The following is a 26248-nucleotide window of genomic DNA, read 5'->3' as shown; positions in this document are numbered from 1 at the left end:
TTCATTCCGCGCCCTTCTTCTTTCTTAAAATGTCCCCGTCTTCCAAGCCGACACTTTCGCGCAAGCTTCGCGATCTATTTTGCTCGCATCAGGATGGCGGTGATATTGATGCAGCAGAATTTCCAGCAATTACTCGAACAGCTTAAGGCAACGCTCGGCAAGCTTGGCGCGCGAAAACTTATAGCGCTCGGACTTGTCGGAGCCGCATTGATGGGCGCAATCCTCTACACCAGCGTTTATCTGAGCCGCCCCTCCTATGAAACGCTCTATGTCGGTCTTTCACGCGATGACGTAAATCGCATGGGTCTGGCGCTTGGCGAAGCTGGTATTGCTTTCGACGTTAAATCCGATGGTTCGTCGATCCTTGTCCCTGTCGGCAAGGCCGAGCAAGCACGCATGTACTTGGCTGAAAAAGGTTTGCCGACCTCAAACAATGCCGGTTACGAGCTGTTCGACAATATGGGTTCGCTTGGCCTGACGTCATTCATGCAGGAAATCACCCATGTTCGCGCGCTTGAAGGCGAAATTGCCCGTACCATTCAGGCAATTCGCGGCGTGAAGGCAGCGCGCGTTCATATTGTTCTGGCAGAAAAAGGCTCTTTTCGTCGTGGCGATCAGAAGCCTTCGGCTTCTGTTGTCATTCGTGCGGAAGGTGGCTTTGCAGCTGAATCTGCGCAATCGATCCGCCAGTTGGTTGCAGCCGCTGTTCCTTCGCTTGATGCGTCTTCTGTGACCGTTCTCGATACCAATGGTCGCCTGTTGGCATCCGCTGGTGAAGCCGCCAATGGCGCTGCACTTATGACCGCGTCGCTTGAGCAGCAGGTAGCTGCGAATGTGGATGAAAGCATCCGTAAGGCGCTTGCGCCCTATCTTGGTATCGGTCATTTCCAGAGCAGCGTTCAGGCATCACTCGATACAGACCGCCGCCAGACCCACGAGACAAGCTTTGATCCTGAATCGCGCGTCGAGCGTTCCGTGCGCGTGGTTCGGGAAAGCGGCGATTCCCGCAATTCCCGCAATGACAACGCAACGGGTGTTGAGCAGAATATTCCGCAGGAAGAAATTCAGAGCCGTAATGGCGATAGCTCCACGGAAAAGACCGACCGTCGCGAAGAGCTGACCAATTACGAAATGAATACCAAGACGGTGTCGACGGTCAGCGATGGCTATGCCGTCAAGCGCTTGTCGATTGCTGTGGTCATTGATCAGGCACGTTTGCTTGAAACCGCCGGTACGACCCCGCCACCTGCCGATTTTGTTGACCAGCAGATTCTCAAGATTCGTGATCTCGTTGCCACCGCCGCCGGTCTGAACGCGGACCGTGGCGATGTTATCAATGTGACTGCTGTCAATTTCCTCAATCCGGCAGGCGCAGATATGGACCCGGTTTCGACACCTTGGTCTGAACAGCTGATGCGACAGAGCGGTTCCTATGTGAATGCACTGGCAATTCTTGCCGCTGTTGCACTTCTGATCTGGTTCGGCGTGCGTCCGCTGCTGCGCGACCAGAATGCAAAATCGGCAGGAACCGAAGTCGCACTGCGTGAGGCTGGTGAAGCTGGCGTGCCAAAGTTTGTTGGCGATACGCAACAGGCAATCGCAGGTGAGGGTGCTAAGGCCGTAATTGGTGGGCCGGAAGCCTATGCCGACCAGATGAAGACCAGTCTTAGCGATCTGCGCCAGCGGATGCGCATGCCAGCCAAGCTGCGTCTCGAACAGATGATCGAGATGGATGAGGAGCGTGTAGCCGCCGTTCTCAAACAATGGATCCATGAAATTGCCGTCAAGCAGGAGGCCGCATCGACGCAGCGGTCCGTCATGCCGGAGCTTGAGGCAGCCTGATTATGAGCACGCTCGCCCTCAGCCGTTATCTTCCCGATTTTTCAACGCATCCAATTCCTGATGATGCAGTTGAGATCATTGCGGCACCCGCACATCCCCTGCCGCTCGCTGAACATCCTAAACGGGCGGATGCGCAAGACGCGTCAGCGGAAGAAAAGGCGGCATTTGCCGAGCAGGCAGAAGTTGCTCGCATTATCGCCGTTGAGGAAGAGAAGCGGATAGCATTCGAGGCCGGTCGCGAAGATGGCCACAAGGAAGCCGAGGCTTTATATGAGGCCGAGAAAGCAAGGCTTTTGCGTGAGCACGAAGCCGAGATTGAAGCGTTGCGCGCCAGTTTCTCCCGCGAGCAGGCAATTTTGCTGGCGGGCGCATTGACCGAGGCCTTGGGCGGGTTGGAACAGAACCTTTCCGCGCAGATTGCTGATGTTCTCGCGCCACTTCTTGCCGCCAAGCTGGAACGGGACGCCGTTTCCGGTTTCGCGCAGCGTATCAGCACACTTGCTCTTGAAGGGGAAGCGCCGGAAATCGCTGGGCCGCTGCATCTTCTTGAGCCATTACGGGAGCATGCCGATCTCCTGCCAGCTGGATGCCGGTTTACTGAAACTGTATCCGGCGAACTTTCATTTTCCTTTGGTGAACGCGTGCTTGAAACGCGCGTTTCGCCGGTTCTGGAAGAATTAAGGGCTGCTGCCAGATGAGTATTAATCCAGAAACCAAGCGTGAAATCATTATTGTTCGTCGGGGCAGGCGCGATGAAGACGACGGTCATCATGGTGGTGTCTGGAAGATCGCTTATGCTGACTTCATGACCGCTATGATGGCGTTTTTTCTCGTCATGTGGCTCATCAATGCCGCAAATGAGGAAAGCAAGGCTGCTGTTGTCAGTTACTTCAATCCTGTCAAGCTGATGGACCGGCATTCGAGCCCAAAGGGCGTACAGGATATTGACGAGAAAAATGGCAAGGTTCGCTTCGAGAGCGACCAGCAGATAGAGAATAGCACCAAGGTCATCAATGACAACGCGGCCTCTCCGCCTATTGAGCAGGAAGAAAGCCGCATGTTCCGTGAGCCTTATGCGGTTCTGTCAGAACTCGCGCATGAGACAGGCGTCTTGCAAAATCAGTCCACGAAAGGCGATGGCGGCAGTTCTCAGGCTGGCACGCAGACCGGGGCTGATGGCGGTGACGCTTATCGCGATCCTTTCAGCCCGGACTACTGGTCGAGCAAGGCTGCAGAAGAGCTGACGCAACCGGAAGCAGTACCTGCCACACCGCCACAGCAGACAGCAGACGCGAAGACCGAGGCAAAGCCAGAAGCGGCTGAAAAGCCTGCTGAAAGTCAGGAGCAGCTTATTTCGGATCTGAAGAAAGCTGCAGACGGTGGCACTGCGACCGATGGCGGAAGGCCTGCGAAAGCGGAACCGATGCCAGATGTGACGGTTGTCCCTGTTGATGGCGGCGTGATGATCCAGCTGACCGACAAAGTCGATTTCGGCATGTTCACAATCGGTTCTGCCAAGCCCGACGCACGTGTTGTGCAGATGCTCGAGCGCATCGCGCAGGTTATCTCGCGCCAGTCGGGTGAAGTCATCATCAGCGGTCATACCGACGCGCGTCCATTCAAGAGCGCAACCTATGACAACTGGCGTCTGTCTTCGGCGCGCGCGCAAATGGCCTATTACATGCTGGTCCGTGGTGGGCTGGATGAGAAGCGCGTGTTGCGCGTTGAAGGCTATGCTGAGCGTCAGCCGAAGAACGCCGCCGATCCGAACGCCGCCGAAAACCGTCGCATCGACATCTTCCTCAAGTCCAACCCATGAAGAAACTGGTAACGCGCTCTTTGCTGGCACTTGTTGCGAGCCTGCCGCTGGCAAGCGGGGGAGCGGTTTCCTATGCTCAGACACCTGCAGTGGACGCGCCAAGCAGTCTGCCGGTTCTCGAGCCGTACAAGCTGGTTCGTTCGCTGCGCATGTTGCAGGACCAGCTGGTCTCGGGAAAGCCCGAAGCAGTGGTCATGCTCAACAGGCTTCTCATTTTCGTTAGTTCCGATATGGAGCGTGCTCCCAAGGAACTGTGGGAAAAGCCTGAGAATATTTACGCGGCGATTATCTATCTGTTCAATGGCGGCAATCCGGAAGCTGTGCGCAAGGTGCTGGCTGGCCTGGATGGCGGGACAGTGCCGCAAGAGCTGGTCAAAGGCGCATTGGCTTACGCTTCGGGCCAGAACATCGAAGTCGTGAAGTTGTTTTCGGTTCCGTTGTCGCAACAGCTTCCGGCTGAGCTGCGATCCTCCATCATTCTGGTTACCGCAAGCCAGATGACAGCCTTCGATCCTGCCACTGCACTGCTGCGTCTTGATCAGGTTCGGCTTGAGAGCCCGGGGACGCTTTTTGAAGAAGCTGCAATCCGTCGCTCCATGCCAATTGCAGCCAAACTGGGCGATGCTGACAAAATACGCATGCTGTCACGCAATTATCTGCAACGCTTTCCCCGTTCGCCCTATATGCGCGATTTCATGAAGCAGTTTGTGGATGCCGCATTGAAGCTCAATGACCGAATTGGCAATGCCGAACTGGTAAAGCTGATAGGCACCGCCGATCCCGTTATGCAATATTCGCTATATTTGCAGATTGCGCGCGGTGCTTTGGTTAATGGCCAGACTGAACGCGCCCGTTTCATGTCCGGTGAGGCACGTAAACTTGCTGATCATCTGAAGACTGATCCAAGCCGTGCCAATCTCTATGCGGCTGCAAGCGATGTTGCTTCAGATTCCGCCGGAGACGCCTTGCGGGAATTGTCGCAGATTTCACCGGATCGACTGCAGGAGCGCGACAGGAAGCTTTTGCAAGCGGCCGAGGCTGTCGGGTCAGTCGTGACGCGTACGCCTGCCAGCACAGCGGATAAGGCAAAGCCGGTCAAAACTGAGACTGACATTCCGGCAATGCCGATTGCGGATGCCGAGGAAGAGTCAGCACCGACTGTAGCAGCTCAGGAAGTTGCGCCGGCGGTTGGCTGGAAGCCTTCCCAGCCCGCAAAGCCCGATGATGATTTGCAGAAGACCATGGATGACGCGCGGCGCAAGCTTGCAGAAATTGATGCCTTGCTAGGAAAGACCATTCAATGAGCGTAGATGTTTTGCTCAATGCGGCTGGAAGATTAGGGTCGCTCGTCAAGGGAACCGGTGCGCAACAGGGCGCTGTGACGAAACTGAATGGCGAAAATCAGGAACAATCCGAGCCCGCAAAGTTGTTCGGCGCACTTCTCGAAAAGCCTCAGAACAAGCTGTCGCCAGACGGCGAACAGCGGGATGACGATACGCGGTCTGATGATAGCGATAAGACGGACCGTGAAACTTCGGCTCAATCCCCTGTCCAATCTTCAGTTTATGGCGCATCGCAGACCTTGCTAGCACTGGCGGCAGGGTTGAATACGACAACAGGAGACAAACAAGCTGCGGCAGGCAACGATCCTGCCAGGCTTGATGCAAATATGTCAGCACTGGCAGATGTGGCGGAGGCTGACCCGGCAACGGCTGTCGCTAACGTTGGCGATATGCAAACGTCTGCAACGGAGCCAAAGAAGGATCAGCCAAAGAGGGATAAGAAGGACAGCGTTCAGCCAAGCAAGAACAACCCGGCTTCTGTTGATCCCAAGAACGCTGCAAAAGCTGAAAATGTTGTCAGTCACAATCCGGCTGCTGCAACAACAGGGAAGCAGGCTGAGAGTGGAGCGGAAGGTTCTTCTGCATTGCCTAAGCCCGATCTATCAGCTCAGTCGAACCAAGCTGCAGAACCAGACCGTACCAATGTGCAGCCGCAGCAACAAGCTGGGAGGTCGTCTTCCGCGGTTGACGTTAAGTCTCCTATGCCGACTGCTTCAACGGCAGCAGCACGCATTGCGGATATTCAGATTGTGTCCGAGCGCAGCTTCGGTGCGGTTAAGACTTTGCAGATCAGGCTTGATCCCGTGGAGCTTGGTGCTGTGACTGCGCGAATTCGTTTGGTCGCCGATAACAGTGTCGAAGTGCATCTCGTCGCTGACAAAGCCCATGGAGCGGAAGCACTGGCGGCGGATCGGTCGATGATTGAAAAGGCGCTGAAAGCTGCAGGAATTGCAGACGATGCGAAAATCTCGGTGACGGTCACTGAACGCGGAGCAGTCAGTGCAGTTCAGCATAGTGCTGCAAGCCAGAGTGCAGGGCATCAGCAGGCTGGCACTCAGCAGCAAGGGCAGCAATCTCCCGACATGCAGAACGGCTCGGATGGCCGAGGCAATGCGCAGGGACAGTCGCAGGCGCAGTTCATGGGCGGAGAGGGCAGACAGAATGGCGAATCCGGTCAGGCAGAGCGCAGCCAAATGGGCACTCGTGTTTCTGGTGAAGCCAGTGAGCGTGAAGTTTCTGGCGGTCTTGGCGGCCGTAATCGCGGCCTGGTCGTTTAGTTTAGCAACAGCTAAAGCGGAGAATATTTGTGAACGGGAAATGCACCACGCGTCTGCCCGTTATGACGTGCCGCTCGGTATTCTCTATGCCGTCGGTTTGACAGAGACGGGGCGGAAAAACTCGCTTCAGCCCTATGCGATGAACATCGAAGGACGAGCTGAGTTTTTTCCATCTCAAGCCGCCGCATTAAAGCGCTTCACTCAAGTACACGCCGAAGGTGCAAAGCTGATTGATCTGGGCTGCATGCAGATTAATCACTACTATCATTCGCGCGAATTTCCGTCCGTTGGCGCGATGTTGCAGCCGAGCCTCAATGTCGATTACGCTGCACGTTTTTTGAAGCGTCTCCGCGAGCGGGAAGGCAACTGGACGATGGCTGTTGCACGCTACCATGCAGGTCCAAATAATGACCCCGCACAGAAGCGATATGTGTGTCGCGTAATGACAAACATGATCGTTTCAGGCTTCGGAAATTGGACGCCACAGGCAAAAAGCTTTTGCGCTGGCTGATTGTGAATCCACGAAAAATGCCGGTTGTAGCGGTAACTGCTATACACGCGCTTTCATGCTGTGCAATCTGTGGTTGCTTAAAGGTTTATCAGCTATTTAAGAGGATAAATTTTTAAGTGCTTGTAAAGAATCGTAAAACTTCGTGATCTTGTTAACCAATCGTTAAGGTTTTCGGACGAAGAGTGCACATTCGATGCAATCATCGCGATTCCCTTCAAGTTAGATAATGCTAAAATGCCTCACAAGTTATTGCGGGCAACTTTTTGTCATTGCCGCTGACTCCTCCTGCCCGTTACTTCTGTCTTGCTTGGGTTAACATATTGATTCGGAAGGCGGGCCGATGATCGTAGTCGTAGATGAGCGGAATATTGTGACTGAGGGGTACTCCTCTTGGTTCAGCCGAGAAGGCATCACGACAACCGGCTTCACACCAGATGATTTCAATGAGTGGGTCGAGAGCGTCCCCCATCAGGATATTATGGCGGTCGAAGCTTTCCTGATCGGCGAATGTGAAGCTCAAAACGGTCTTCCAGCCCGAATTCGTGAACGCTGCAAGGCTCCGGTTATTGCTGTGAACGACCGCCCATCACTGGAACACACTCTGGAGCTTTTTCAATCCGGAGTTGATGACGTGGTCCGCAAACCGGTCCATGTCCGCGAGATACTTGCCCGCATTAATGCTATTCGTCGCCGTACCGGCGCCGCTGGTTCGTCTGGCAACGATGGAACAGCGCTCGGTCCGATCCGCGTTTTCTCCGATGGTCGTGATCCACAGATAAATGGTGTGGATTTTCCACTGCCTCGTCGCGAGCGCCGTATTCTTGAATATCTAATTGCAAACCGTGGTCGTCGCCTTAACAAGGCGCAGATTTTCAGTGCAATTTACGGCATTTTCGACAGCGAAGTCGAAGAGAATGTGGTCGAAAGCCATATTAGCAAGCTCCGCAAAAAATTGCGTGAAAAGCTTGGTTTTGATCCTGTTGATTCAAAACGTTTTCTTGGATACTCAATCAATATCGATTGAGATTCGTGTCCTGTCTACCGAGCTTTCAAAAGCTCAAATCCAGTAATTCGCGGTTTTTAAAGGTGGTTCGTTCCGGACGCCCCTGAAACTGATTGAGTCCTCAGTAAAAGCGTAAAAATCCTAACGGCTACAGTTTCACGCAAGCGTGGCCCGATAGCTTGTCTGCGGATTCTCAAATTCTCAGGAGTTGCCAATGAGCCTCTACGGTATGATGCGGACCGGCGTTTCGGGTATGAACGCGCAGGCTAACCGCTTGTCTGCGGTCGCGGATAACATCGCAAATGCGAGCACGGTCGGTTACAAGCGCGCTGATGCGCAGTTCTCGTCTCTCGTTCTGCCCAACACCGCAGGCCAATATAATTCTGGCAGCGTAGAAACCAATATCCGCTACGGCATTTCTGATCAGGGCGGCATTCGTCCGACTTCCTCAGCTACCGACCTCGCTATCGATGGCAACGGCTATTTTGTAGTCAGCGATGCTGACGGCACGCCTTACCTCACGCGCGCAGGCTCATTTGTGCCGGATCAGTATGGCAATCTCGTCAATACATCTGGCTACTATCTGATGGGCTATCCAGCGGACGCGAACGGCCAGGTTAATACGGTCGCCAATAGCTTCGACGGTCTGGAACGTGTGAACGTCAAGCAGTCCGATCTGGTTGCGACGCCGAGTACATCGGGTAATTTTACCGTCAACCTGCCTTCGACTGATGAAGTGCCTGCTACCGGCGAGTTCAATCACAAAACATCGCTGATCGCTTATGACAATCTCGGCGGCAAGATCACGCTGGATGTCTATTTCACAAAGACCGGCGACAACACCTGGGACGTTTCGATCAAGAATGCTGCGGATGGCGTTGAAGTCGGAACGACCACTCTGAATTTTGACGGAACGAACGGCAAGCTGCTTTCCGGCGGCGACGTTGCTGTCGATCTCACGGCCTATAACGGCCAGTCATTGGATCTTAACCTCGGTTCGTCCAAGCAGCTCGCCAAGGACTATACGATCAGCGAAGCCGTTATCAACGGTCAGGCACCTTCGTCCATCAAGGGCGTTGATATTGGCAAAGACGGCTCGGTCGTAGCGCTTTATGAGAACGGCGCGCAGAAGCTGCTCTATCGTGTTCCGCTTGGAACAGTTGCCAGCCCGGATCGCATGTCGGTTATGAGCGGCAACGTGTTCTCGCCGAGTGCTGAATCCGGCAACATTCAGCTTGGCTTCCCTGAGGGCGGCGGCATGGGCAAGATTTCGTCCGGCGCGCTGGAAGAATCCAACGCTGATATTGCGCAGGAGCTGACCGACATGATCGAAGCTCAGCGCAGTTACACCGCCAATTCGAAGGTCTTCCAGACCGGCTCCGAATTGATGGACGTGCTGGTGAACCTGAAAAGATAAACTGAAACAATTCTGGGGATGGTGGGGACCTCCATCCCCGGAATTTCGATTTTAGAGCGCATCCCGAACAGTGCGAAACAGTTTTCGGGATGCGCGTTAAAACAAAATGTTGAGACGGGCCGATCTGAGCCACTCAGATTGAAACACGCTCTAAGTAACTGGACCGTTCTCGCAACAAGCGCGGTTCTATGTAGGATGGGGATAAGATGTCGCTTAGTTCTGCTCTTCTGACGGCCAAAAGCTCGCTTGCGGCAACGTCCAAGCAGACGTCAGTCGTCTCTCGCAATATTGCGGGGGTCAATGATCCCGATTATTCGCGGCGTACCGCTTCGCTGGCTTCGGGGCCCTATGGTTCGCTTTATGTGAATATAAGCCGGTCCGCCGATGAAGCGTTGTTCAACCGCTTTATTCAGTCCAACAGCACGGCATCCTCTTCTTCTATTCTTGCAGGCGGGCTTGACCGCCTTTCATCGCTTTATTCTGCGGACAATTATTCCGGTTCGCCTTCTGCCTTGATTGGCGATCTGCGCGATGTACTTCAGACCTTTGCTGCATCACCGTCCAATTCGGCACTTGGCGATAGCGTCGTATCGACTGCGCAGGCGTTGGCCAATGCATTGAATAGTGGCACAAAACAGGTTCAGTCGCTGCGTACCGATGCAGATAATGAAATCGCGGATTCAGTCGCCAATATCAACGATGTGTTGGCCAAGTTCGAAAAGGTCAATCAGCAGATCGTCAGCGGTACGCGTGCAGGCAGTGATGTCTCTGATTTTCTTGATCAGCGCGATTCCCTGCTCAAGCAGTTATCCGGCGAAATCGGCATAACAACGATGACGCGCGGCGACAATGACATGGTCATTTTCGCAGAAAACGGCGTGACACTGTTTGAAACCTCAGCACGTAAGATCAGCTTCCAGTCGTCGAACGGTCTGGCTGCCGGCGTGGCTGGCAACGCTGTTCTGGTCGATGGCGTGCCGCTTACGCACGACACATTCGATCAGCCCTACGGTACAGGCCGCCTGAGCGGCCTCCTGCAGTTACGCGACCAGATTGCCCCGCAATACCAGATGCAGCTTGATGAGATCGCACGCGGTCTGGTGACAATGTTTGCCGAAAGCGATCAGACAGGTGCAGGACCAGATCAGACCGGCCTGTTCAGTTGGGAAGGCTCTCCAGCTGTGCCCGGCGCGGGTGTTTCAGCTGGCATTGCTGGCACGCTCAAAGTGTCGTCAGCATTTGTCGCATCAGAAGGCGGCAGTTCGCTTCTCTTGCGTGATGGCGGTGTGAACGGTGCCAATTACAAATATAATACGACTGGTGCGGCTGGCTTTAGTGATCGTCTGCGCGATTTGAATCAGGCCTTCTCGGAACCGCTGACTTTCGCCTCGTCTGCCGGGCTCAACTCCAATGCAAGCCTTATTGATTATAGCGCCTCATCGATCAGCTGGCTGGAAGGCAAGCGAAAGACGGCAAACGCTAATTTCTCCTATAATCAGACAGTTGCTGTGCAGGCCGATCAGGCTCTTTCCAATGCCAATGGTGTCGATATCAACACTGAAATGGCGCTGCTGCTTGATCTTGAACATTCCTATCAGGCATCGAGCCGGGTGTTGACGACGGTCAACGCCATGCTTGACGAACTTATCAGAGCGGTGTGAGGCTTATGAAAGCGCAATCGATTTCGACTTATGGTGCAGCTTCAGCTCTCAAGGTCCTCGTGGCAAAGACCAAGGCTGAGCTTGGCAAAGCCCAGCAGGAAGCGACTACCGGGATGGTGTTCGATGTCGGCCTGTCGCTCGGCTCCAAGTCTGGCCAGACTATATCCTTGCGCAAGGAATATGATCGTCTGACTGTTCTGACAGATATGAACAAGCTGCTGCAGCAGCGGATGACGACGACGCAAACCGCCACCAGCACCATTATCGAGAACACGCAGGATTTTCTTGGCGACCTGACCGGTGCAAACAGCACCGTTGAAAGCGCTGAGACGGCCGCAAAATCTGCAAAGTCTCTGTTGGATTCCGTCACTGGCCTGCTCAATACGAGTTACAATGGCGAGTATATTTTCTCCGGTGTGAACACCGATGTGAAGCCGATTGCCGACTACACCGAAGGCAGTGCCGCTCAGACAGCGGTGCGCCAGGCGTTCGAAGACCATTTCGGTTTCAGCATGAACGATCCGCAGGTTGCCAATATTACCGGCGATGAAATGAAAGCCTTTCTGGAAGGCGATTTTGCCGAGCAGTTCAATGATGCCAACTGGGACGCCAACTGGTCGAATGCGTCTGACACAGTCATCAAGAGCCGCATTTCACCAAGTGAAACGGCCTCAACATCGATTTCAGCCAATGCAGACGGTTTCCGCAAGACAATTATGTCGGCGGTGATGGTTTCTGAATTTGCGGCGATTGGTCTTAACAACTCTGCGTTCCAGGCGCTCACGACACAGGCCATGCAGACCACGACGCAGGCGGTCACTCAAACCACTTCGGAGCAGACGACGCTTGGTCTTGCGCAACAACGGACAAATGCAGCGACAACACGCATCGCAGCTCAGCAGAAGATCCTTAATGAATCGGTTCTCGATCTTGAGTCGGTTGATCCATATGAGGCTGCAACGCGCGTCAATGCGCTCATGTCACAGATTGAGACTTCTTATGCGCTGACAGTTCAACTGCAAAATATGAGCCTACTCAACTATTTGAAATAGTTAGACTATTAGAGCGTTTTGCCTCTTTTTGGCACTACATAAGGATGCTCTAAACAATTGAATCGGCGCATCGCGCTTTCCAAAAATCGATTCCGATTTAGGGGGTGATGCTGTGGGGCGCTTACCCGCCCCGAAGTTGAACATCACGCACCGGGCAGCATGAGGCGGCTTGTATGCGTGGTGCCGGAGAACGGAGACTACATGTACCAGCTGCGCTACGAAGACGTCATGAATGATGATATGGCGAGCGCCAAGGAACGCGAGCGGATGCTTTTTGACCGTTCGATCGAGATGCTTGCCGCTGCCAAGGCCAATGGGGCCGGATCGCGCGAAGGCATAGACGCTGCCTATTTTACGACCAAGCTCTGGACCACGATCATCGATGATCTTGGATCAGAAGAGAATGTGCTTCCCAAGGAACTCAAGGCGGCCATTATTTCGGTGGGGATATTCATTCTCAAAGAGATGGAACGCATTCGGCAGGGCGAAAGCAGTGATTACGATACCTTGATCGAAATCACCCAGTCCATCCGGGATGGTCTGTGACATGACGAATAATAAGAAGTCGACCAATGACAAGTCGGCAATCCGTCTTTCGCTGCGTGCGGGTGAGAAGATCTATATCAACGGCGCGGTGCTGAAAACGGATAGGAAAGTATCGCTTGAGCTGTTGAACGATGCGACTTTTCTACTGGAAAACCATGTTTTGCAGCCTGATGAGACGACAACGCCACTGCGCCAGCTTTATTTTGCTGCACAGATGATCCTGATTGAGCCAGCTCTGAGAGAACAGGCTCGCAATACGTTTGCGCAGATGCTGAAAGGCATGTTTGCGGCATTCAAGGATGCGGAAATCCTCAATGCCCTCAAGCTTGTTGATGAGCTGGTGCATAATGGGCGTGTTTTTGAAGCACTGAAGACAATTCGTGCGCAATATCAGCGCGAGGCCGAGCTGATGGGCGAAGCCGCCCCGCCCGTGCCTGCAAAACAATCCGAACAGCCTACGGAGGCAAGTCTATGACCACCACATCGACAGTCGGTGCGAACAATACGGCCAACACAGCCAATTCATCGAGTGGCAACGCCGCAGCTGCCAAGGCCAGCGTCGATTACAATTCCTTCCTGAAGCTTTTGGTGACACAGATGCAGAATCAGGACCCGACGCAGCCTATGGATGCGACGCAATATGTCTCGCAGCTGGCCACCTTCTCCAATGTGGAGCAGGCAGTGCAGATGAACAGCAAGCTTGAAACGCTGATTGCCAATTCATCTTTGTCGCAAGCTGAAGGCTGGATCGGCCGCACATTGACAAGCGCTGACGGCACAGTCTCCGGCGTTGTCAAATCCGTGACTATTCAGTCGTCGGGCATGCTTGCCGAACTGGAAGACGGCAAGACGATGCTGATCGGCCAAGGCGTCAAGATCAGCTAAGGGAAACGGTTTTGAACGAAGCTGATGCGCTCGACATCGTCAATTCGGCGGTTTGGACCGTGCTTATGGCCAGCGGTCCGGCTGTGCTTGCAGCTATGCTTGCGGGCATCGGTATTGCGCTGTTTCAGGCTTTGACACAGATCCAGGAAATGACGCTGACTTTCGTGCCGAAAATCATTGTCATTTTTGTGGTACTTGCTTTTACCGCGCCGTTTGTCGGAGCGCAGATCAACTCTTTTACGCTGCTTGCCTATTCGCGCATCGAAAAAGGGTTTTAGAACCATATTCCAGAAGAGGCTGCTGTTTCCCTGACGTAGCCCTCGCGCAAGCTTCGCCGTTTATGTTCCGTCGGACAATAGGAGACGGACGTGCAGCAGGCAGCGGCTAAGCCATTAAAAAAGAGCGGAATTCTGACAGGCAGCGACTTGGGCCTTGCTGCCGGCATTATCATTATTCTCACCGTGCTTTTCCTGCCTGTGCCAGCAGTCGTTCTGGATATTGGTCTCGCTTTCTCGATTGCCTTTTCCGTCCTTATCCTCATGGTTTCGCTGTGGATTCAGCGTCCGCTGGATTTCTCGGCTTTCCCGACCGTGTTGCTGATCGCAACCATGATGCGTCTGTCTCTCAATATTGCGACGACGCGCGTGATTCTTACGCACGGCAATGAAGGCTATCTGGCCGCAGGTCATGTGATTCACGGCTTCTCGCAGTTCGTGATGGGTGGCGATTTCGTCATCGGCCTTGTCGTCTTCTCGATCCTCATCATCGTCAACTTCCTTGTCATTACCAAGGGTGCAACGCGTATCGCTGAAGTGGGCGCCCGCTTCACGCTTGACGCCATTCCCGGCAAGCAGATGGCAATCGATGCCGACCTCTCGTCTGGTCTGATTGATGAAAAACAGGCACAGCATCGTCGTCGTGAACTGGAAGAAGAAAGCTCATTTTTCGGTTCGATGGACGGTGCGTCAAAATTCGTACGCGGTGATGCGATTGCCGGTCTGATCATCACGGCGGTCAATATCTTCGGCGGGATTATCATTGGTGTAACCCGCCACGGCATGGATATTTCCGAAGCGGCAGACGTTTTCACCAAGCTCTCGGTTGGTGACGGTCTGGTTACACAGATTCCAGCGCTAATCGTATCGCTCGCAGCAGGCCTTCTGGTTTCCAAGGGTGGTACGCGCGGTTCGGCAGACGAGGCGATCTTCGGCCAGCTTGGTGCCTATCCAAAAGCACTGCTGATAGCGTCTTTCCTGATGTTTGTTTTGGGCATCATGCCTGGGCTTCCGGCATTTCCATTCTTCCTGTTGGGCAGCGCAATGGCATTTGTGGGGATTGCGGTTCCGCGCAAACAAGCCAAGGAACGTAATGCGCAAGCTGCGGAAGCTGAGTCAAAGCAGCGCGACGCCGATGAGCAGGAACGCAATTCCGTCAAGGCCTCGCTTGAAACCACACAGATCGAGCTTTGCCTTGGCAAGCAACTCTCGGCGCGTCTCATCGCATCGCAGCAGGAGCTGGCACATCGCGTGGCGAAGATGCGCAAGAAGTTCGCCCAGGAATACGGTTTCGTCATCCCCGAGATCAAGGTAACTGACGATATTTCGCTGCCGCCAAAGAGCTATCGTATCAAAATTCACGGTACTGCGGTTGCAAGCCATGAACTTCGGGTCGGTGAAATTCTCGTCGTATTGGGCGAACGCCCGATTCCGTCTATTCCCGGTGAAGAAGTTCGCGAGCCAGCCTTTGGCATGCGTGCCTATTCGGTGCCGGAAACATTTGCGTCAGACCTGCGTCGCGATGGCTACATGACTGTCGATAATCTGTCGGTTTTGCTGACACATTTGAGCGAGATTGTGCGCAACAATCTGGCACAGCTCTTGTCCTACAAAGACATGCGGATTCTGCTTGATCGCCTCGGGCCGGAATATCGCAAGCTTCTTGAGGATATCTGCCCGGCAAATATCTCCTATTCAGGGCTTCAGGCTGTTTTAAAGCTGCTGCTCGCGGAACGTGTTTCAATCCGCAACCTGCATCTGATTCTTGAATCAATTGCCGAGATCGCACCTTTGGTCCGCCGCCCTGAAATGATTGTCGAACACGTTCGCATGCGTATGGCGCAGCAGATATGCGGTGATCTATCAGATAATGGCGTGCTCAATGTCCTGCGTCTTGGCAACCGCTGGGATCTGGTCTTCCATCAGAGCCTCAAGCGAGACAACAAGGGCGAAATCGTCGAGTTCGATATCGACCCGCGTCAGCTAGAGCAGTTTGGTACCGAAGCCACGGCCGCCATACGCAAGCATTTCGATAGCGGCGAACGCTTTGTGCTGGTTTCATCTCCCGAAGCGCGCCCATATATCCGCATGATTATCGAACGCCTTTTCGCGACCCTGCCTGTTCTGTCGCATGTCGAGATCGCACGTGGTGTCGAAGTGAAATCGCTCGGCGCGATTTCCTGACGGGGAGGGGACCCGTTGCCCATTACGCAACTGCCGATCAACGAACTCGTCTTCGCAGCCATGCTGGCATTCTGCCGTGTTGGCGCGTGTTTGATGCTGATGCCGGGCATTTCGAGCGGGCGGATACCGTTGCAGGTGCGGTTGTTCATTGCGCTCGCCTGTTCATTCGCTGTGCTGCCATTGGTGATTGAGACCATCACACCCAGCCTTGATGGCACACATCCGCTGGCGATGTTTCGCCTCATGCTGAGCGAGATGTTTATTGGTGCGGTGATTGGAATTCTGGCACATATTTATTTCTGGGCCCTGCAATTCATGGCCAATATGATGGCGATGGCAGTGGGCTATTCCGGTACGCCAGCGGATGCGATTACTGAACCGGAGCCGCAGGCAACGCTCGCAACCATTGTTACTTTCAGTGCGCTGTTTCTGTTTTTCGTCACAGACATGCATCTGGAGATTTTGCGGGCGCTGCTGAGTTCCTACACAGCTATACCCGTTGAAGGTCATTTCAGACCCGATGCAGCGATGATCGATATCAGCGATGCCCTTTCGGGTGCATTTTTGGCAACCTTGCGTATTGCAGCGCCGTTTATTGTCTTCGCGATTCTGGTCAATTTCGCCATTGGACTGATCAACAAGCTGACGCCGACGATTCCTATCTATTTTGTGTCGATGCCATTTGTGCTCGGCGGCGGATTGCTGGTCGTCTATTTCATTTTACCGGAACTGCTGCGTTTCTTTATCGGCGAAACATCAACGCAGATGCGCAATCTGTTCTGAGGAATTCATGGCTCAAACCAATGCCCGTAATCTTAAAAAGCTGATTGCATTGCAGAAGTTGGGTGCTGCCCGGCTCGAAGCATCTCTTGCCGTGACGAACAATCGCAAGACAGCACTTGATGAAGAGCGGGAAGCGCTTATCGCCATGCAGGATCGGCGATACGATGGCAGTTCATTCACGGTCGATCCAGCACTTCTTATCAAGCGCCTGGGTGGGAATGCCTCAGAAAGCGAGAGCATTGAACAGCAGCTCGAATCACAACGCAGCGGCCTCTTAAAAGAACAACGTCGGGTAGAACTTTTGGAAGACCGGCTGGAAACGGTACGAAATGATACCGAAAGACGCGAGCTCGCAAGCCTCATTGAAGAGTTTATCAGCCGAAAAACATCCACGGCGTGACCGATAGAATCTTCGATAGAACTGAATAGTATATAACGGTACCAATTACTTACAAGAAATCTGGTGAGCTTATCTGAACGACATTGATCTTGTGCCTGTCATAAAACTGAAGCTGATTCGTACCGCAAGCTTCAGTCAAGTTTGGCAAACTATGGTGCAATCAAGAGATGAAGAAGGACGAGTTGTATGGCGATCAATCCGCCGTCAGATCTGGTGATGGACGTGGCGCGGGCGGCTGATCCGCAAGCCTATCGCCTGGCGGCGGAACGTCTGAAGTCGATATCGACAAGCGCGGGTCCAATGGGCGCTGACGCGGATACGGGGTTGCCGCGGAATTTTATGAGCTTTTCTGAAAGTCTTGGTTCAGGGGTTAGTATCAATCCCGACAGCCAGAATACGACCAATTCAGCCTATCGAAAGTTTGAAGCATTCATGCTGCAATCTTTTGTCCAGTCGATGTTTACCAGCGATACAACGGCCACTTTTGGCAAGGGTATTGCAGGGGAATATTGGAAATCGATGATGGCTGAGGCCATGGCCAATAAAATGGCAGATACGGGCGGCGTAGGCATCGCCCGTATGCTTGAAGCGCAAGCAGCGATGAAGCAGCGAGCGGAGAATTCGGCAACTTTGGCTTTGGGAGACGTCGTTAACGATCTGGGACAGGGAATGAGCACGGATACGGTGTCGAAGGATATCGTTCACGGATTTGAACGTCAGCTCATTCAGAAGCAACTGGAAAACAATGAAAGTGGAGAACGCGCTCAAGGCTGATCCAGAGCATCTACTGCAAAACTGCCCTCGCGGTTTTGCGGAGCATAATGCGACGGACCACAGATAGAGCGGTTAGGTGACTAGGCTTTTGCTGAATTCGATCTAGCCAGCGAATGAGAACGCGACTCGCTGATACATACAATTGAGGAAACCCGAACATGACTGACACAAGCTCCGAAATCAGCCTGCTCCCGCAAGCTCCGGAAGCAGCACTGGATGTAAATCCAGCACAGGAACTGGAGCAGCAGCCGGTACTTAAACCAGTTGTGCGGGCTATTCAGCGTCTTGAGGACGTCATTGATACGGAAACGCGTCTTTTGCTTGAAGGCGGGCATCCAGACCTTGCAGACATCAACTCGCGCAAGAGCCGCGGCCTTTATGACTTCAACAAGGCAATCAAAAAGGCTGCAAGCCTTGCCGAACCTGCCACGATGAAGGGATTGCAGCCATTACTTGATAGCCTCAAGCAGAAGCTGGAGAAAAATTGCGAAGCGCTGCAATTGCACCTGCGTGCGGTTGGTGAACTCGCAGATCTTATCCGTGGCGCGCTGGAAACGCAGGACGCAGACGGCACCTACAGCATGCAAAGCGCGAGGCTCGGTCACGCCAGATGATCCGCATAATTGCAATCGGCCTCTGGATATGTGCGGTAGCCCTCGGTTCGCTGTTCTTTGCCGTGCGCCAGAACGATGCACCTTCGGGTGAGGTGCAAGCGAATGGAGGCGCGTTTGGCGGGCTCGATTACGTCAAGACCGACGTGATGAGTGTGCCGATCATCTCCAATGGCAGCGTTGCAGGCTATGTCGTGGCGCAGTTGGTCTATACGGTCGATTCGAACATTCGCAAAAAGCTCACCGTGCCGCTTGAGTATTTCATCAGCGACGAGATTTTCCGTAAGTTCTACGGCAGTTACTCAGATACCAAAGAAGTTGAGAAAGTGAACTTCGAAGCCGTGCGGGCATCGGTCATCACCGATTTGAACGCGCGCTTCCCAGAACCGGTGATCAAGGATTTGCTGGTCGAACAGTTCAATTACATTTCGGCGGAAGAGATTCGCGCCATGAATATGCGCGGTGGTGCTTCGGCGGAAATCGCAGGCAAGCAGGCTGCCGCTGCGTCATCTCATAGCGAATAGTATTTTCCTGCCAGCTGGCTCAAACGTTCTTCATCAAGTGTTGGGATGGACGCGTCGGTGATAAACTGGACGCCGATTTCGCGTTTTTCGCGCCAGACCATTTGGGCCAGAAGTGCGCGCGCATAGAAGTCGTCAAACAGCCAGAAGCGTTCGGGGAGGTTTGGAACGTCAGTTATCCTTAGTCTCGCGCCGTGCGGAGCTATGTCACTGAACTGGCATTCGATGATGAAGCGTCCGTCAAGATCGATAATCTTTCCTGATCGCAGCCGCGTGCGCTGTCGCTCTTCCCTACGTCGCTCGTGAGATGGCTTGTTGCGCACCATAAAATTTTGCCTGCTATATTTCCCCTTGAAGGCAAATATAGCAGGCTTGGCTTTAGTAAGCGTTACCTAACTTCAATGCTCACCGCATTTTTCACAACGGCCACGCAATTCCAGCGTTGTTTTGCGTGATTTGAAGCCACTCTGGACGCTCCAGGCGCTGACAAGATTTTCGATGGCCGGATCAGAAAACTCGGTCACCTGTCCGCATTGTTCGCAAATGGCAAAAGCAATAAGGCCGTGCTGGTGGCATTGCGGATGTGCACAGGCTACGAAGGCATTCAGGCTTTCGAGGCGGTGCACCATCCCGTAATCAAGAAGCTTTTCCAACGCGCGATAAACCTGCAACGGAGCGCGAAAGCCATCGTCGCGGAGCTGGTCGAGAATCGTATAGGCACTCAGTGGCCCATCCGCCTTGGACAACACATCGAAAACCAGTGTCTGATTACGCGTCAGATCATGCGATGGTTGAGTGTGTGCGTGATGATGGTCGTGGTGATTGCTCATTGTCCAGCGGTCCGTTTCGGTGAAGCCTCTCTCCTATTTAATGGCAGGAGGCTTAAAATGAAAATAGCCAGTGCGGCAACGACGATTGATGGGCCCGATGGCGTGTCGAATTCAACGGAGCCATATAGTCCGCCAATAACGCCAATGGCGCCGATGACAGATGCCATGACAGCCATTTGCTCAGGCGTTGAAGCAAACCGGCGAGCTGTCGCGGCGGGAATAATGAGAAGCGACGTTATCAGCAGAATACCGACGATTTTCATCGAAATGGCAATAACAATTGCCAGCAACAACATGAAGATGATGCGCGACAAGGCAGGATTCAAGCCTTCAGCACGAGCGATATCTTCGCTGACGGTAGCTGCAAGCAGTGGACGCCACAACCATGCAAGCACGGCGAGCACAAGTATTCCGCCGCCATAGATAAAAGCGATGTCGAGACGCGAAACTGCGAGCAGATCGCCAAACAGGAATGACAGCAGGTCGACACGCACCCATGTCATAAAGGCGACGATGACCAGTCCGAGGGACAGTGTTGCGTGCGAAAGAATACCCAACAGCGAATCCGCCGAAAGCGAATGCTTTTTTTGCAGCAGCAAAAGGATGGCTGAAATGGCTACGGCTACGGCAAAAACACCGATCATCAGATTGATATCGAGTATCAGCGCTAAGGCTACACCCAGCAATGCCGAATGGGCCATGGTGTCACCGAAATAGGCCATCCGCCTCCACACGATGAAGCAGCCAAGCGGGCCGGTGGTCAGTGCCAGGCCTACTCCGGCAATCAAAGCGCGGGTGAAAAAATCGTCAAGCATGGGGTTTGCCTTCCTCATGATGGTGATGATGTTCACCGTCATGGTGATGACCATCTTCGGCGTGGCAGTGATCTGTTACTGTGCCATCGGCGTGCATGACACGACCATCAGGCAGATGTGTGTGATCGTGATGATGTTCATAAACGGCGAGAGGCCCGACTGCACGGCTCCCGAACAGGCGCAAATATTCCGGACTGGCAGTCACATCGCGCGGCGTTCCGCTGCAGCAAACATGACCATTGAGGCAGATGACGCGGTCGGTCGCCGCCATAACAAGATGCAGATCGTGGGAGATCAGCAGAACACCGCAGCCCGTGTCATCACGTAATTTGGCAATCAGCTCGTAAAGGGCTGCTTCACCGGAAAAATCGACACCCTGGACTGGCTCATCTAGCACCATGATATCGGGCTTGCGTGCGAGCGCACGCGCCATCAACGCTCGCTGAAATTCGCCACCGGACAGATTGGTAATCTCTGCTTTCAGAAGATGCGTGATTCCGACAGCATCCAGCGCACGCACAATATCGGCTTTGGGTAGGGGGCCGGTCAGTGTCATCAAGCGCTCAACAGAGAGCGGCATGGTGCGGTCAATATTGATCTTTTGCGGCACATATCCAATTCGCAAGTCCTTTAGATGACGGATTTCACCCTCATCAGGCTTGAGAATATGCAGTGCCATTTTGGCCGTCGTGCTTTTGCCCGCGCCGTTGGGACCGATCAATGTGACGATCTCGCCGCGGTGGATCGTCAGGTCAACATTGCGCACAAGCCACCGCCCGTCGCGATAAACGCCGGCACCTTTCAATTCGATCAATGGTTCCCGCTTTGCATGTGCGGGGAGGGCGGTCTTACGGGCCATATAAAATGAGCTTTCGCTGCCTTTGTGAGAGCATCAGCGCTTGATCTTGAAGGACAAGCGGCGTTCTCGGAATTCTTGTCTCAATATCTGTGAACGATATGCCGATTCGTGTTCATTTGCGTTGCCCGGATAAGCACTGTGAACAATTCTCCAAAAAACTGGTTGTGTCTCCTTATCGCAGACGTTATAGCATAACGCAAATGATGTAATAGAATAACATATCACCTGCATATGTTGTTCGCTTTTGCTCACGTTCAAGAGAGACCCATGAAACACTTCCGATCCGTGCTGTTGGCATCCGCATTTATGGCTGTTTTGGGCGGGGCGGCTTCTGCCGCCGAACGCAGCGGCGTTGTCGTTTCGATTAAACCACTGCATTCCTTGGTCGCTGCTGTGATGCAGGGTGTCGGCGAGCCAAAGCTGATCGTTCAGAGTGCAGGGTCGGAACATTCTTACAGCCTCAAACCATCTGATGCCCAAGCCATTGAGCATGCGAAGGTCATCTTCTGGGCAGGGCCTTCTATGGAAACCTTTCTCGACAAACCGTTCGATACCCTTGGTGAAGGTGCGAAAGTTGTAGCGTTGGGCGAAGCCGATGGATTGACGAAGCTCAAGTTCCGCGAAGGTGGTCCATTCGAAGCGGATGATCATGGCGATGAAGGTCATGAGCACGAAAAGCATGGTGAGGCGGGTCACGACCACAGTGCCGAAGCTGGCTCTCACGATGCCCATGACCACGCAAACGAAGCCGTTGAAAAGGCCGAAGAACACCACCATCATGCAGAATTCGACCTGCATTTTTGGCTCGACCCGCAGAATGGTAAGGTTCTCGTTGGAGACATCGCCAAGGTCTTGAGCGAAAACGACCCTGAAAATGCAGCGCAGTACGAAAAAAACGCTGCTGATTATGCCGAAAAGCTGGATGCGTTGACCAAGGATATTGAGGGTGAGCTTCAGCCGGTAAAAGATAAGCCCTTCATCGTTTTCCACGATGCTTATCAGTATTTTGAAAACCGCTTCGATGTGAAGGCCGCAGGTTCCATCACCGTTAGCCCTGAGAAAGCGCCGGGTGCAGGCCGTATCAAGGACATCCACGAGAAGATCAAATCGCTGGGTGCGGTATGCGTGTTCTCCGAACCACAATTTGAACCAAAGCTGGTCAATACGGTTATCGACGGAACCGAGGCCAAAACGGGTGTGCTTGATCCACTCGGTTCAGAATTGAAGGATGGTCCAGACCTTTATCCTCAGCTCATCCGGAATCTCGCCGATTCATTAAAGAACTGTCTGTCGAAGTAGCACTGGTCGCTCCCTTGTTCTGGGACTCCACCCAGAAGCGACCAGTTGTGGTGCCGGGCTGTCTCTTTAGACGGTTCGGCACATTCGACAAACATGGGGCATGTTACTCCTATGTTTATATGCCTATCTAAACTAAGCACTGGGCCAGATTTTTGCAGTGTGGTTACCGTAACATATCAGTTCCGGTTAGGCCGTTAGTTCAATGCAGAATCTTCAAAGGGTGGCTTTGCCGCCTCTTTTTAGCCAAATGAATGTAATGATATAACATTAATAGCCAGCGACGCTGCGCTAGTAGCTTTTGTTCAACCGCCAGCAAAGGAGATGCCATGAAAAGGCTTCCAGTCACCGTTCTTTCGGGCTTTCTCGGAGCAGGAAAAACCACGCTCCTCAATCACGTGCTCAACAATCGCGAAAATCGGCGTGTTGCGGTTATCGTCAACGATATGAGTGAAATTAATATTGATGCTGCCTTGGTACGAGAGGGCGGTGCCGACCTGTCGCGTACCGAAGAGCAGCTCGTTGAAATGACCAATGGCTGCATCTGCTGCACGCTGCGCGATGATCTTCTGAAAGAAGTGGCGCAACTGGCATCGCAGGATCGGTTTGATTACCTGCTTATAGAATCAACCGGTATTTCAGAGCCTCTGCCTGTTGCAGCTACATTTGAGTTTCGTGACGAGAAAGGGGAAAGCCTTTCCGATCTTGCTCGTCTCGACACCATGGTTACGGTCGTGGATGCCGCCAATCTTCTGAAAGACTATTCGTCCAGCGATTTTCTGCGCGACCGTGGTGAGTCGCTCGGAGACGAGGATGAGCGGACACTGGTTGATCTGTTGGTCGAGCAAATTGAATTTGCGGATGTTGTAGTGCTCAACAAGGTTTCCACTTCAAGCGCGGAAGAACGCGATCTAGCGCGTAAAGTGATCAAATCACTCAATCCAGACGCAAGAATAGAGGAAGTCGATTTCGGGCAGGTCTCGCTTGATTCGATTCTCAACACGCGCCTGTTCGATTTCAACCGCGCCCACGAACATCCCCTTTGGTATAAAGAACTCCATGGTTTCCACGAGCACGTGCCGGAAACAGAAGAATATGGTGTGCATTCATTTGTGTATCGTGCTCGCCGTCCGTTCGATCCAGCGCGGTTCCAAAGTTTTATTGATCGAAGCTGGCCGGGTGTGGTTCGCGCAAAGGGGTTTTTCTGGTTGGCAACACGTCCTGATTACGTGGGGGAATTGAGCCAGGCGGGTGCATTGGTCCGCACCAACAAGCGCGGTCGCTGGTGGTCGGCTGTGCCCCGCAGCTATTGGCCAGCAGATCCGGAATGGCATCAGGCGATGCAGCCCTATCTTGATGCTGAATGGGGAGACCGGCGGCAGGAAATTGTATTTATCGGAGTTGGTCCGATGGATAAGGCAAATATGATTGCCGAACTTGATGCCTGTCTGGTGCCTGAGCAGCTGTTCATGCCGCAAAATTGGCAAAAATTGACCGACCCGTTCCCCTATTGGTCGTCTGTAGCGTAACCGACGCCTTATATTAGCGCATCGGTGTAAAAAATCGGAATCGATTTTTGTAAAGAACGATGCGTAGAATCAAAGAGTTAGAGCATCCTTTGTGCGTCCGAAAGGACGCAGAGTACTCTAAGGCGCAAAGATGCTGACGCATTAAGCCTAGAAAATATTCAGTCGCCACATGTGCTTAAACAGTATCCGATGAGTCCCCCTCATCGGATACTGGTATTATTCAGCCGACAGTGCGGTAATTTCAGACATCCTGCTGTCGGCGAGGGTGCGGTGATCGAGCACGTTGGCGATCGCTTCGCGCACGTCCAGCATCATGTGTCGCACTTCGCATTCGGTTTCATCGCAATCGTCGCAAGGCTGATAGTCAGTTTTGCTGGCGCAGGCGATAGGCGCAAGTGCTCCGTCCAGTGCTCGAATAATATTGCCGATATGGATTTCACTCGCAGGGCGGGCCAGACAAAATCCGCCGCCTTTGCCTTTGCGGCTCAATACAAAGCCTGCGTTTCGCAATTCGATGAAAATATTATCGAGAAACTTACGCGGGATATGATGCCTTTCGGCGATCTCGCTTGCTGAAGCCAGTTGACCGTCCGATATGCCGGCCAGGTGCACCATGGCTTTCAGGCCGTATTTGCCTTTTTTGGTTAGCATGGCATCCCTGCTGCAATGTCCAACGGACGGCCTAATTTCCTTAATAATCGTATTATAAATAAGAATTAGGGAGTTACGGCTCTCCCGGCAAGTTACTTTCACGTCGCACTATGTTGGTAACGTTGTTTTTAGTGCCAGTGCGAGGGCACCTTGGAGGCTGTCGCCGCTGGGGGCCTTATAAAACTCCCTATAAGGAAAGAATGGCAGTGCAGCATAGGGTGACGCTAAACCACCGGTGATGCTGAACCGTTGAAGTTTTTCGATCTGCAAATTCTCTAATGCCTTGCGGATCATTTCACAGGCTTCGGTCAAGATTTTTAAGCTGAGCGAGTCGCTCCGCGCCGCAAATTCAAAAAGCATTGGCGCAAAGGCGGCATAGTCAGCAGCGCTGGCCGTCCTGGAGAAAACCGTGATGTTACGAGGATTGCTGTCGAATCTCTCGAGAACGGCATGCGACAAGTCTGAGTGATGTGCGAACCCGTCAACTGCAAGCAGCACATTTTCCAACAGTTTACGACCGAGCCAAGCACCACCGGCATGATCGCTTAATATAAAGCCACGCCCGCCAACAATGCGGATCGCGTCGTCGGTGCGTCTAACAAAGGCGGATCCGGTGCCCAGAATCGCAATCGCGGCATCTCCATCCCCCATTGCCCCTTGCAAAGCAGAGAGTGTGTCCGAAACGATATGGCTCTTTTTGAAAGGCAGACGCTTATATATAGGAGTGTGATCGGCGAGAGAGTTAGCGCCAGCCAGGCCCAGCACGGCGTTAGCTGCTCCATATATAGAAGATGCCAAGCTGGCATCCTTACGAGCTTGTTCGGCGGCCTCGCATATATGAACTATGCTGTTCTCTGAATCCGCACCTATATTCGCCGGCCCCGAGATGCCTTCTCCCAGCACTTTGCCGTTCTGATCCGCAATGACTGCCCGGCATCCAGTGCCACCGCCATCGATCCCGAAGTGATATTTGATCGTCATTTCTGTCATTTCATTGTCGCAAAGAAAGGAATCGGCATGCTGAAACGGTTGAAACTCTATTAAAATGCACCATATCCCCTGTGGAAAGAAAGTTTGGCTATTTTGTTATTTTAGCGTTGACAGTTTTGTTTGGTGGGACGTATATAGCGACACAACGAGGGCGGCGGCGTCGCAAGCGACAGGCTGATGCGTCCTTGGAGTTGACATAAAGAGTTTGGCAGTGATGTTTGAATTGGTTATGTCGGCGGCGTTGATCGGGCTTTTGTCTGGTTGATGTGTTGAAGAAAGAACGGCTGTTAAGTTTGTGAATTTCTTCAAAAAAACGGGTTGACACGCTGAACGGTGTGATCTAGATACCCGGCACCGCAGAGACGGAGCGCAGA

The 26248-nt window shown here is 53.1% G+C and carries 28 protein-coding genes; 22 read left to right on the top strand and 6 right to left on the bottom strand.

The features are described from left to right. The first annotated feature begins 93 nt into the window (after nucleotides 1-93). The 20 genes from fliF to OIV19_RS13510 all read left to right on the top strand — a co-directional run bounded on the left by fliF (nucleotide 94) and on the right by OIV19_RS13510 (nucleotide 18907). Entirely contained in the window at nucleotides 94-1842 is a 1749-nt protein-coding gene (gene fliF / locus OIV19_RS13605; protein ID WP_264231974.1) for a flagellar basal-body MS-ring/collar protein FliF, read from the top strand. Between the two features lie 2 nt (nucleotides 1843-1844). Continuing rightward, a complete protein-coding gene (locus OIV19_RS13600; RefSeq protein ID WP_264231973.1) occupies nucleotides 1845-2540 on the top strand; it encodes a hypothetical protein in 696 nt (231 codons plus the stop codon). Beyond that, a complete protein-coding gene (locus OIV19_RS13595; protein ID WP_264231972.1) occupies nucleotides 2537-3661 on the top strand; it encodes a flagellar motor protein MotB in 1125 nt (374 codons plus the stop codon). Before OIV19_RS13600 ends, OIV19_RS13595 begins: the two co-directional genes overlap by 4 nt. Beyond that, on the top strand, nucleotides 3658-4965 hold the full coding sequence (locus OIV19_RS13590) for a chemotaxis protein (protein WP_264231971.1): 1308 nt from the start codon (nucleotides 3658-3660) through the stop codon (nucleotides 4963-4965). Before OIV19_RS13595 ends, OIV19_RS13590 begins: the two co-directional genes overlap by 4 nt. After that, nucleotides 4962-6281, top strand: coding sequence for a flagellar hook-length control protein FliK (fliK, locus tag OIV19_RS13585; RefSeq protein ID WP_264231970.1), 1320 nt, complete (start codon nucleotides 4962-4964; stop codon nucleotides 6279-6281). The genes OIV19_RS13590 and fliK overlap by 4 nt, the downstream gene beginning before the upstream one ends. A 40-nt stretch (nucleotides 6282-6321) precedes the next feature. Continuing rightward, nucleotides 6322-6792 (top strand): transglycosylase SLT domain-containing protein, encoded by a 471-nt coding sequence (locus OIV19_RS13580; RefSeq protein ID WP_264231969.1) that lies wholly within the window; start codon nucleotides 6322-6324, stop codon nucleotides 6790-6792. Nucleotides 6793-7132: 340 nt separating this feature from the next. Further along, nucleotides 7133-7816, top strand: coding sequence for a flagellar transcriptional regulator FtcR (gene ftcR / locus OIV19_RS13575; RefSeq protein WP_151092923.1), 684 nt, complete (start codon nucleotides 7133-7135; stop codon nucleotides 7814-7816). A 193-nt stretch (nucleotides 7817-8009) separates the two neighbouring features. After that, nucleotides 8010-9212, top strand: a complete 1203-nt coding sequence (locus tag OIV19_RS13570; RefSeq protein WP_264231968.1) for a flagellar hook protein FlgE — start codon at nucleotides 8010-8012, stop codon at nucleotides 9210-9212. A gap of 206 nt (nucleotides 9213-9418) precedes the next feature. Further along, complete coding sequence (gene flgK / locus OIV19_RS13565; protein ID WP_264231967.1) at nucleotides 9419-10873, top strand: flagellar hook-associated protein FlgK; 1455 nt, start codon at nucleotides 9419-9421, stop codon at nucleotides 10871-10873. A gap of 5 nt (nucleotides 10874-10878) precedes the next feature. Next, nucleotides 10879-11925 carry a flagellar hook-associated family protein gene (locus OIV19_RS13560; protein WP_151092915.1) on the top strand — a complete coding sequence of 349 codons (1047 nt, stop codon included), beginning with the start codon at nucleotides 10879-10881 and terminating at the stop codon, nucleotides 11923-11925. A 201-nt stretch (nucleotides 11926-12126) separates the two neighbouring features. Beyond that, nucleotides 12127-12471, top strand: coding sequence for a flagellar biosynthesis regulator FlaF (gene flaF / locus OIV19_RS13555; protein ID WP_151092913.1), 345 nt, complete (start codon nucleotides 12127-12129; stop codon nucleotides 12469-12471). Nucleotide 12472: 1 nt separating this feature from the next. After that, a complete protein-coding gene (gene flbT / locus OIV19_RS13550; RefSeq protein WP_264231966.1) occupies nucleotides 12473-12946 on the top strand; it encodes a flagellar biosynthesis repressor FlbT in 474 nt (157 codons plus the stop codon). Beyond that, entirely contained in the window at nucleotides 12943-13356 is a 414-nt protein-coding gene (gene flgD / locus OIV19_RS13545) for a flagellar hook assembly protein FlgD (RefSeq protein WP_095445451.1), read from the top strand. Before flbT ends, flgD begins: the two co-directional genes overlap by 4 nt. An 11-nt stretch (nucleotides 13357-13367) precedes the next feature. Next, nucleotides 13368-13634 (top strand): flagellar biosynthesis protein FliQ, encoded by a 267-nt coding sequence (gene fliQ, locus OIV19_RS13540; RefSeq protein WP_024895881.1) that lies wholly within the window; start codon nucleotides 13368-13370, stop codon nucleotides 13632-13634. 90 nt (nucleotides 13635-13724) lie between these two features. Beyond that, the gene (gene flhA / locus OIV19_RS13535) at nucleotides 13725-15815 is read left to right on the top strand and encodes a flagellar biosynthesis protein FlhA (RefSeq protein ID WP_151092909.1); all 2091 of its coding nucleotides are present in this window, start codon (nucleotides 13725-13727) and stop codon (nucleotides 15813-15815) included. A gap of 15 nt (nucleotides 15816-15830) precedes the next feature. Next, nucleotides 15831-16598, top strand: a complete 768-nt coding sequence (gene fliR / locus OIV19_RS13530) for a flagellar biosynthetic protein FliR (RefSeq protein ID WP_111787528.1) — start codon at nucleotides 15831-15833, stop codon at nucleotides 16596-16598. Nucleotides 16599-16605: 7 nt separating this feature from the next. Continuing rightward, nucleotides 16606-16998: a hypothetical protein gene (locus tag OIV19_RS13525; RefSeq protein ID WP_151092907.1), complete on the top strand. Its 393-nt coding sequence runs from the start codon at nucleotides 16606-16608 to the stop codon at nucleotides 16996-16998. A gap of 186 nt (nucleotides 16999-17184) precedes the next feature. Next, entirely contained in the window at nucleotides 17185-17772 is a 588-nt protein-coding gene (locus OIV19_RS13520) for a rod-binding protein (protein WP_264231965.1), read from the top strand. Between the two features lie 158 nt (nucleotides 17773-17930). Then, a complete protein-coding gene (locus tag OIV19_RS13515; RefSeq protein WP_151092903.1) occupies nucleotides 17931-18386 on the top strand; it encodes a flagellar protein FlgN in 456 nt (151 codons plus the stop codon). After that, the gene (locus OIV19_RS13510; RefSeq protein ID WP_191792969.1) at nucleotides 18383-18907 is read left to right on the top strand and encodes a hypothetical protein; all 525 of its coding nucleotides are present in this window, start codon (nucleotides 18383-18385) and stop codon (nucleotides 18905-18907) included. Before OIV19_RS13515 ends, OIV19_RS13510 begins: the two co-directional genes overlap by 4 nt. Here OIV19_RS13510 and OIV19_RS13505 read toward each other — a convergent pair. From OIV19_RS13505 to OIV19_RS13490, 4 genes are all read right to left on the bottom strand, one after another. After that, complete coding sequence (locus tag OIV19_RS13505; RefSeq protein WP_151092899.1) at nucleotides 18895-19230, bottom strand: PilZ domain-containing protein; 336 nt, start codon at nucleotides 19228-19230, stop codon at nucleotides 18895-18897. The genes OIV19_RS13510 and OIV19_RS13505 overlap by 13 nt on opposite strands. A 72-nt stretch (nucleotides 19231-19302) precedes the next feature. After that, nucleotides 19303-19734: a Fur family transcriptional regulator gene (locus OIV19_RS13500; protein WP_111787532.1), complete on the bottom strand. Its 432-nt coding sequence runs from the start codon at nucleotides 19732-19734 to the stop codon at nucleotides 19303-19305. Next, nucleotides 19731-20591 (bottom strand): zinc ABC transporter permease subunit ZnuB, encoded by an 861-nt coding sequence (gene znuB, locus OIV19_RS13495; RefSeq protein WP_412535006.1) that lies wholly within the window; start codon nucleotides 20589-20591, stop codon nucleotides 19731-19733. Before znuB ends, OIV19_RS13500 begins: the two co-directional genes overlap by 4 nt. Next, a complete protein-coding gene (locus OIV19_RS13490; protein WP_151092895.1) occupies nucleotides 20542-21408 on the bottom strand; it encodes an ATP-binding cassette domain-containing protein in 867 nt (288 codons plus the stop codon). The genes znuB and OIV19_RS13490 overlap by 50 nt, the downstream gene beginning before the upstream one ends. A 267-nt stretch (nucleotides 21409-21675) precedes the next feature. Here OIV19_RS13490 and znuA point away from each other — a divergent pair, with 267 nt between their 5' ends. Together znuA and zigA are read left to right on the top strand one after the other, a co-directional pair. Then, entirely contained in the window at nucleotides 21676-22707 is a 1032-nt protein-coding gene (znuA, locus tag OIV19_RS13485; protein WP_264231964.1) for a zinc ABC transporter substrate-binding protein ZnuA, read from the top strand. A gap of 326 nt (nucleotides 22708-23033) precedes the next feature. Beyond that, nucleotides 23034-24233: a zinc metallochaperone GTPase ZigA gene (gene zigA / locus OIV19_RS13480; protein ID WP_264231963.1), complete on the top strand. Its 1200-nt coding sequence runs from the start codon at nucleotides 23034-23036 to the stop codon at nucleotides 24231-24233. A 216-nt stretch (nucleotides 24234-24449) separates the two neighbouring features. Here zigA and OIV19_RS13475 read toward each other — a convergent pair whose 3' ends face one another. Together OIV19_RS13475 and OIV19_RS13470 are read right to left on the bottom strand one after the other, a co-directional pair. Further along, nucleotides 24450-24884 carry an RrF2 family transcriptional regulator gene (locus OIV19_RS13475; protein WP_151092889.1) on the bottom strand — a complete coding sequence of 145 codons (435 nt, stop codon included), beginning with the start codon at nucleotides 24882-24884 and terminating at the stop codon, nucleotides 24450-24452. Nucleotides 24885-24992: 108 nt separating this feature from the next. Continuing rightward, on the bottom strand, nucleotides 24993-25874 hold the full coding sequence (locus tag OIV19_RS13470; protein ID WP_264231962.1) for a BadF/BadG/BcrA/BcrD ATPase family protein: 882 nt from the start codon (nucleotides 25872-25874) through the stop codon (nucleotides 24993-24995). Nucleotides 25875-26248 lie beyond the last annotated feature (374 nt).

Origin of the sequence: Brucella sp. HL-2, assembly GCF_025846885.2 — a bacterium.
In the GTDB taxonomy this organism is placed as follows: Bacteria; Pseudomonadota; Alphaproteobacteria; order Rhizobiales; family Rhizobiaceae; genus Brucella; species Brucella quorumnocens.
Note: the sequence above shows the minus strand (reverse complement) of the source record. Positions and strands in the feature narration are given on the sequence as shown.

What these genes read in the sequence shown, in the direction of transcription:
- fliF (WP_264231974.1), top strand. Translation starts at nt 94, where the DNA reads ATGGCGGTGATATTGATGCAGCAGAATTTCCAGCAATTACTCGAACAG.
- OIV19_RS13600 (WP_264231973.1), top strand. Translation starts at nt 1,845, where the DNA reads ATGAGCACGCTCGCCCTCAGCCGTTATCTTCCCGATTTTTCAACGCAT.
- OIV19_RS13595 (WP_264231972.1), top strand. Translation starts at nt 2,537, where the DNA reads ATGAGTATTAATCCAGAAACCAAGCGTGAAATCATTATTGTTCGTCGG.
- OIV19_RS13590 (WP_264231971.1), top strand. Translation starts at nt 3,658, where the DNA reads ATGAAGAAACTGGTAACGCGCTCTTTGCTGGCACTTGTTGCGAGCCTG.
- fliK (WP_264231970.1), top strand. Translation starts at nt 4,962, where the DNA reads ATGAGCGTAGATGTTTTGCTCAATGCGGCTGGAAGATTAGGGTCGCTC.
- OIV19_RS13580 (WP_264231969.1), top strand. Translation starts at nt 6,322, where the DNA reads ATGCACCACGCGTCTGCCCGTTATGACGTGCCGCTCGGTATTCTCTAT.
- ftcR (WP_151092923.1), top strand. Translation starts at nt 7,133, where the DNA reads ATGATCGTAGTCGTAGATGAGCGGAATATTGTGACTGAGGGGTACTCC.
- OIV19_RS13570 (WP_264231968.1), top strand. Translation starts at nt 8,010, where the DNA reads ATGAGCCTCTACGGTATGATGCGGACCGGCGTTTCGGGTATGAACGCG.
- flgK (WP_264231967.1), top strand. Translation starts at nt 9,419, where the DNA reads ATGTCGCTTAGTTCTGCTCTTCTGACGGCCAAAAGCTCGCTTGCGGCA.
- OIV19_RS13560 (WP_151092915.1), top strand. Translation starts at nt 10,879, where the DNA reads ATGAAAGCGCAATCGATTTCGACTTATGGTGCAGCTTCAGCTCTCAAG.
- flaF (WP_151092913.1), top strand. Translation starts at nt 12,127, where the DNA reads ATGTACCAGCTGCGCTACGAAGACGTCATGAATGATGATATGGCGAGC.
- flbT (WP_264231966.1), top strand. Translation starts at nt 12,473, where the DNA reads ATGACGAATAATAAGAAGTCGACCAATGACAAGTCGGCAATCCGTCTT.
- flgD (WP_095445451.1), top strand. Translation starts at nt 12,943, where the DNA reads ATGACCACCACATCGACAGTCGGTGCGAACAATACGGCCAACACAGCC.
- OIV19_RS13525 (WP_151092907.1), top strand. Translation starts at nt 16,606, where the DNA reads ATGGCTCAAACCAATGCCCGTAATCTTAAAAAGCTGATTGCATTGCAG.
- OIV19_RS13520 (WP_264231965.1), top strand. Translation starts at nt 17,185, where the DNA reads ATGGCGATCAATCCGCCGTCAGATCTGGTGATGGACGTGGCGCGGGCG.
- OIV19_RS13515 (WP_151092903.1), top strand. Translation starts at nt 17,931, where the DNA reads ATGACTGACACAAGCTCCGAAATCAGCCTGCTCCCGCAAGCTCCGGAA.
- OIV19_RS13510 (WP_191792969.1), top strand. Translation starts at nt 18,383, where the DNA reads ATGATCCGCATAATTGCAATCGGCCTCTGGATATGTGCGGTAGCCCTC.
- OIV19_RS13505 (WP_151092899.1), bottom strand. Translation starts at nt 19,230, where the DNA reads ATGGTGCGCAACAAGCCATCTCACGAGCGACGTAGGGAAGAGCGACAG.
- OIV19_RS13500 (WP_111787532.1), bottom strand. Translation starts at nt 19,734, where the DNA reads ATGAGCAATCACCACGACCATCATCACGCACACACTCAACCATCGCAT.
- znuB (WP_412535006.1), bottom strand. Translation starts at nt 20,591, where the DNA reads ATGACGGTGAACATCATCACCATCATGAGGAAGGCAAACCCCATGCTT.
- OIV19_RS13490 (WP_151092895.1), bottom strand. Translation starts at nt 21,408, where the DNA reads ATGGCCCGTAAGACCGCCCTCCCCGCACATGCAAAGCGGGAACCATTG.
- znuA (WP_264231964.1), top strand. Translation starts at nt 21,676, where the DNA reads ATGAAACACTTCCGATCCGTGCTGTTGGCATCCGCATTTATGGCTGTT.
- zigA (WP_264231963.1), top strand. Translation starts at nt 23,034, where the DNA reads ATGAAAAGGCTTCCAGTCACCGTTCTTTCGGGCTTTCTCGGAGCAGGA.
- OIV19_RS13475 (WP_151092889.1), bottom strand. Translation starts at nt 24,884, where the DNA reads ATGCTAACCAAAAAAGGCAAATACGGCCTGAAAGCCATGGTGCACCTG.
- OIV19_RS13470 (WP_264231962.1), bottom strand. Translation starts at nt 25,874, where the DNA reads ATGACAGAAATGACGATCAAATATCACTTCGGGATCGATGGCGGTGGC.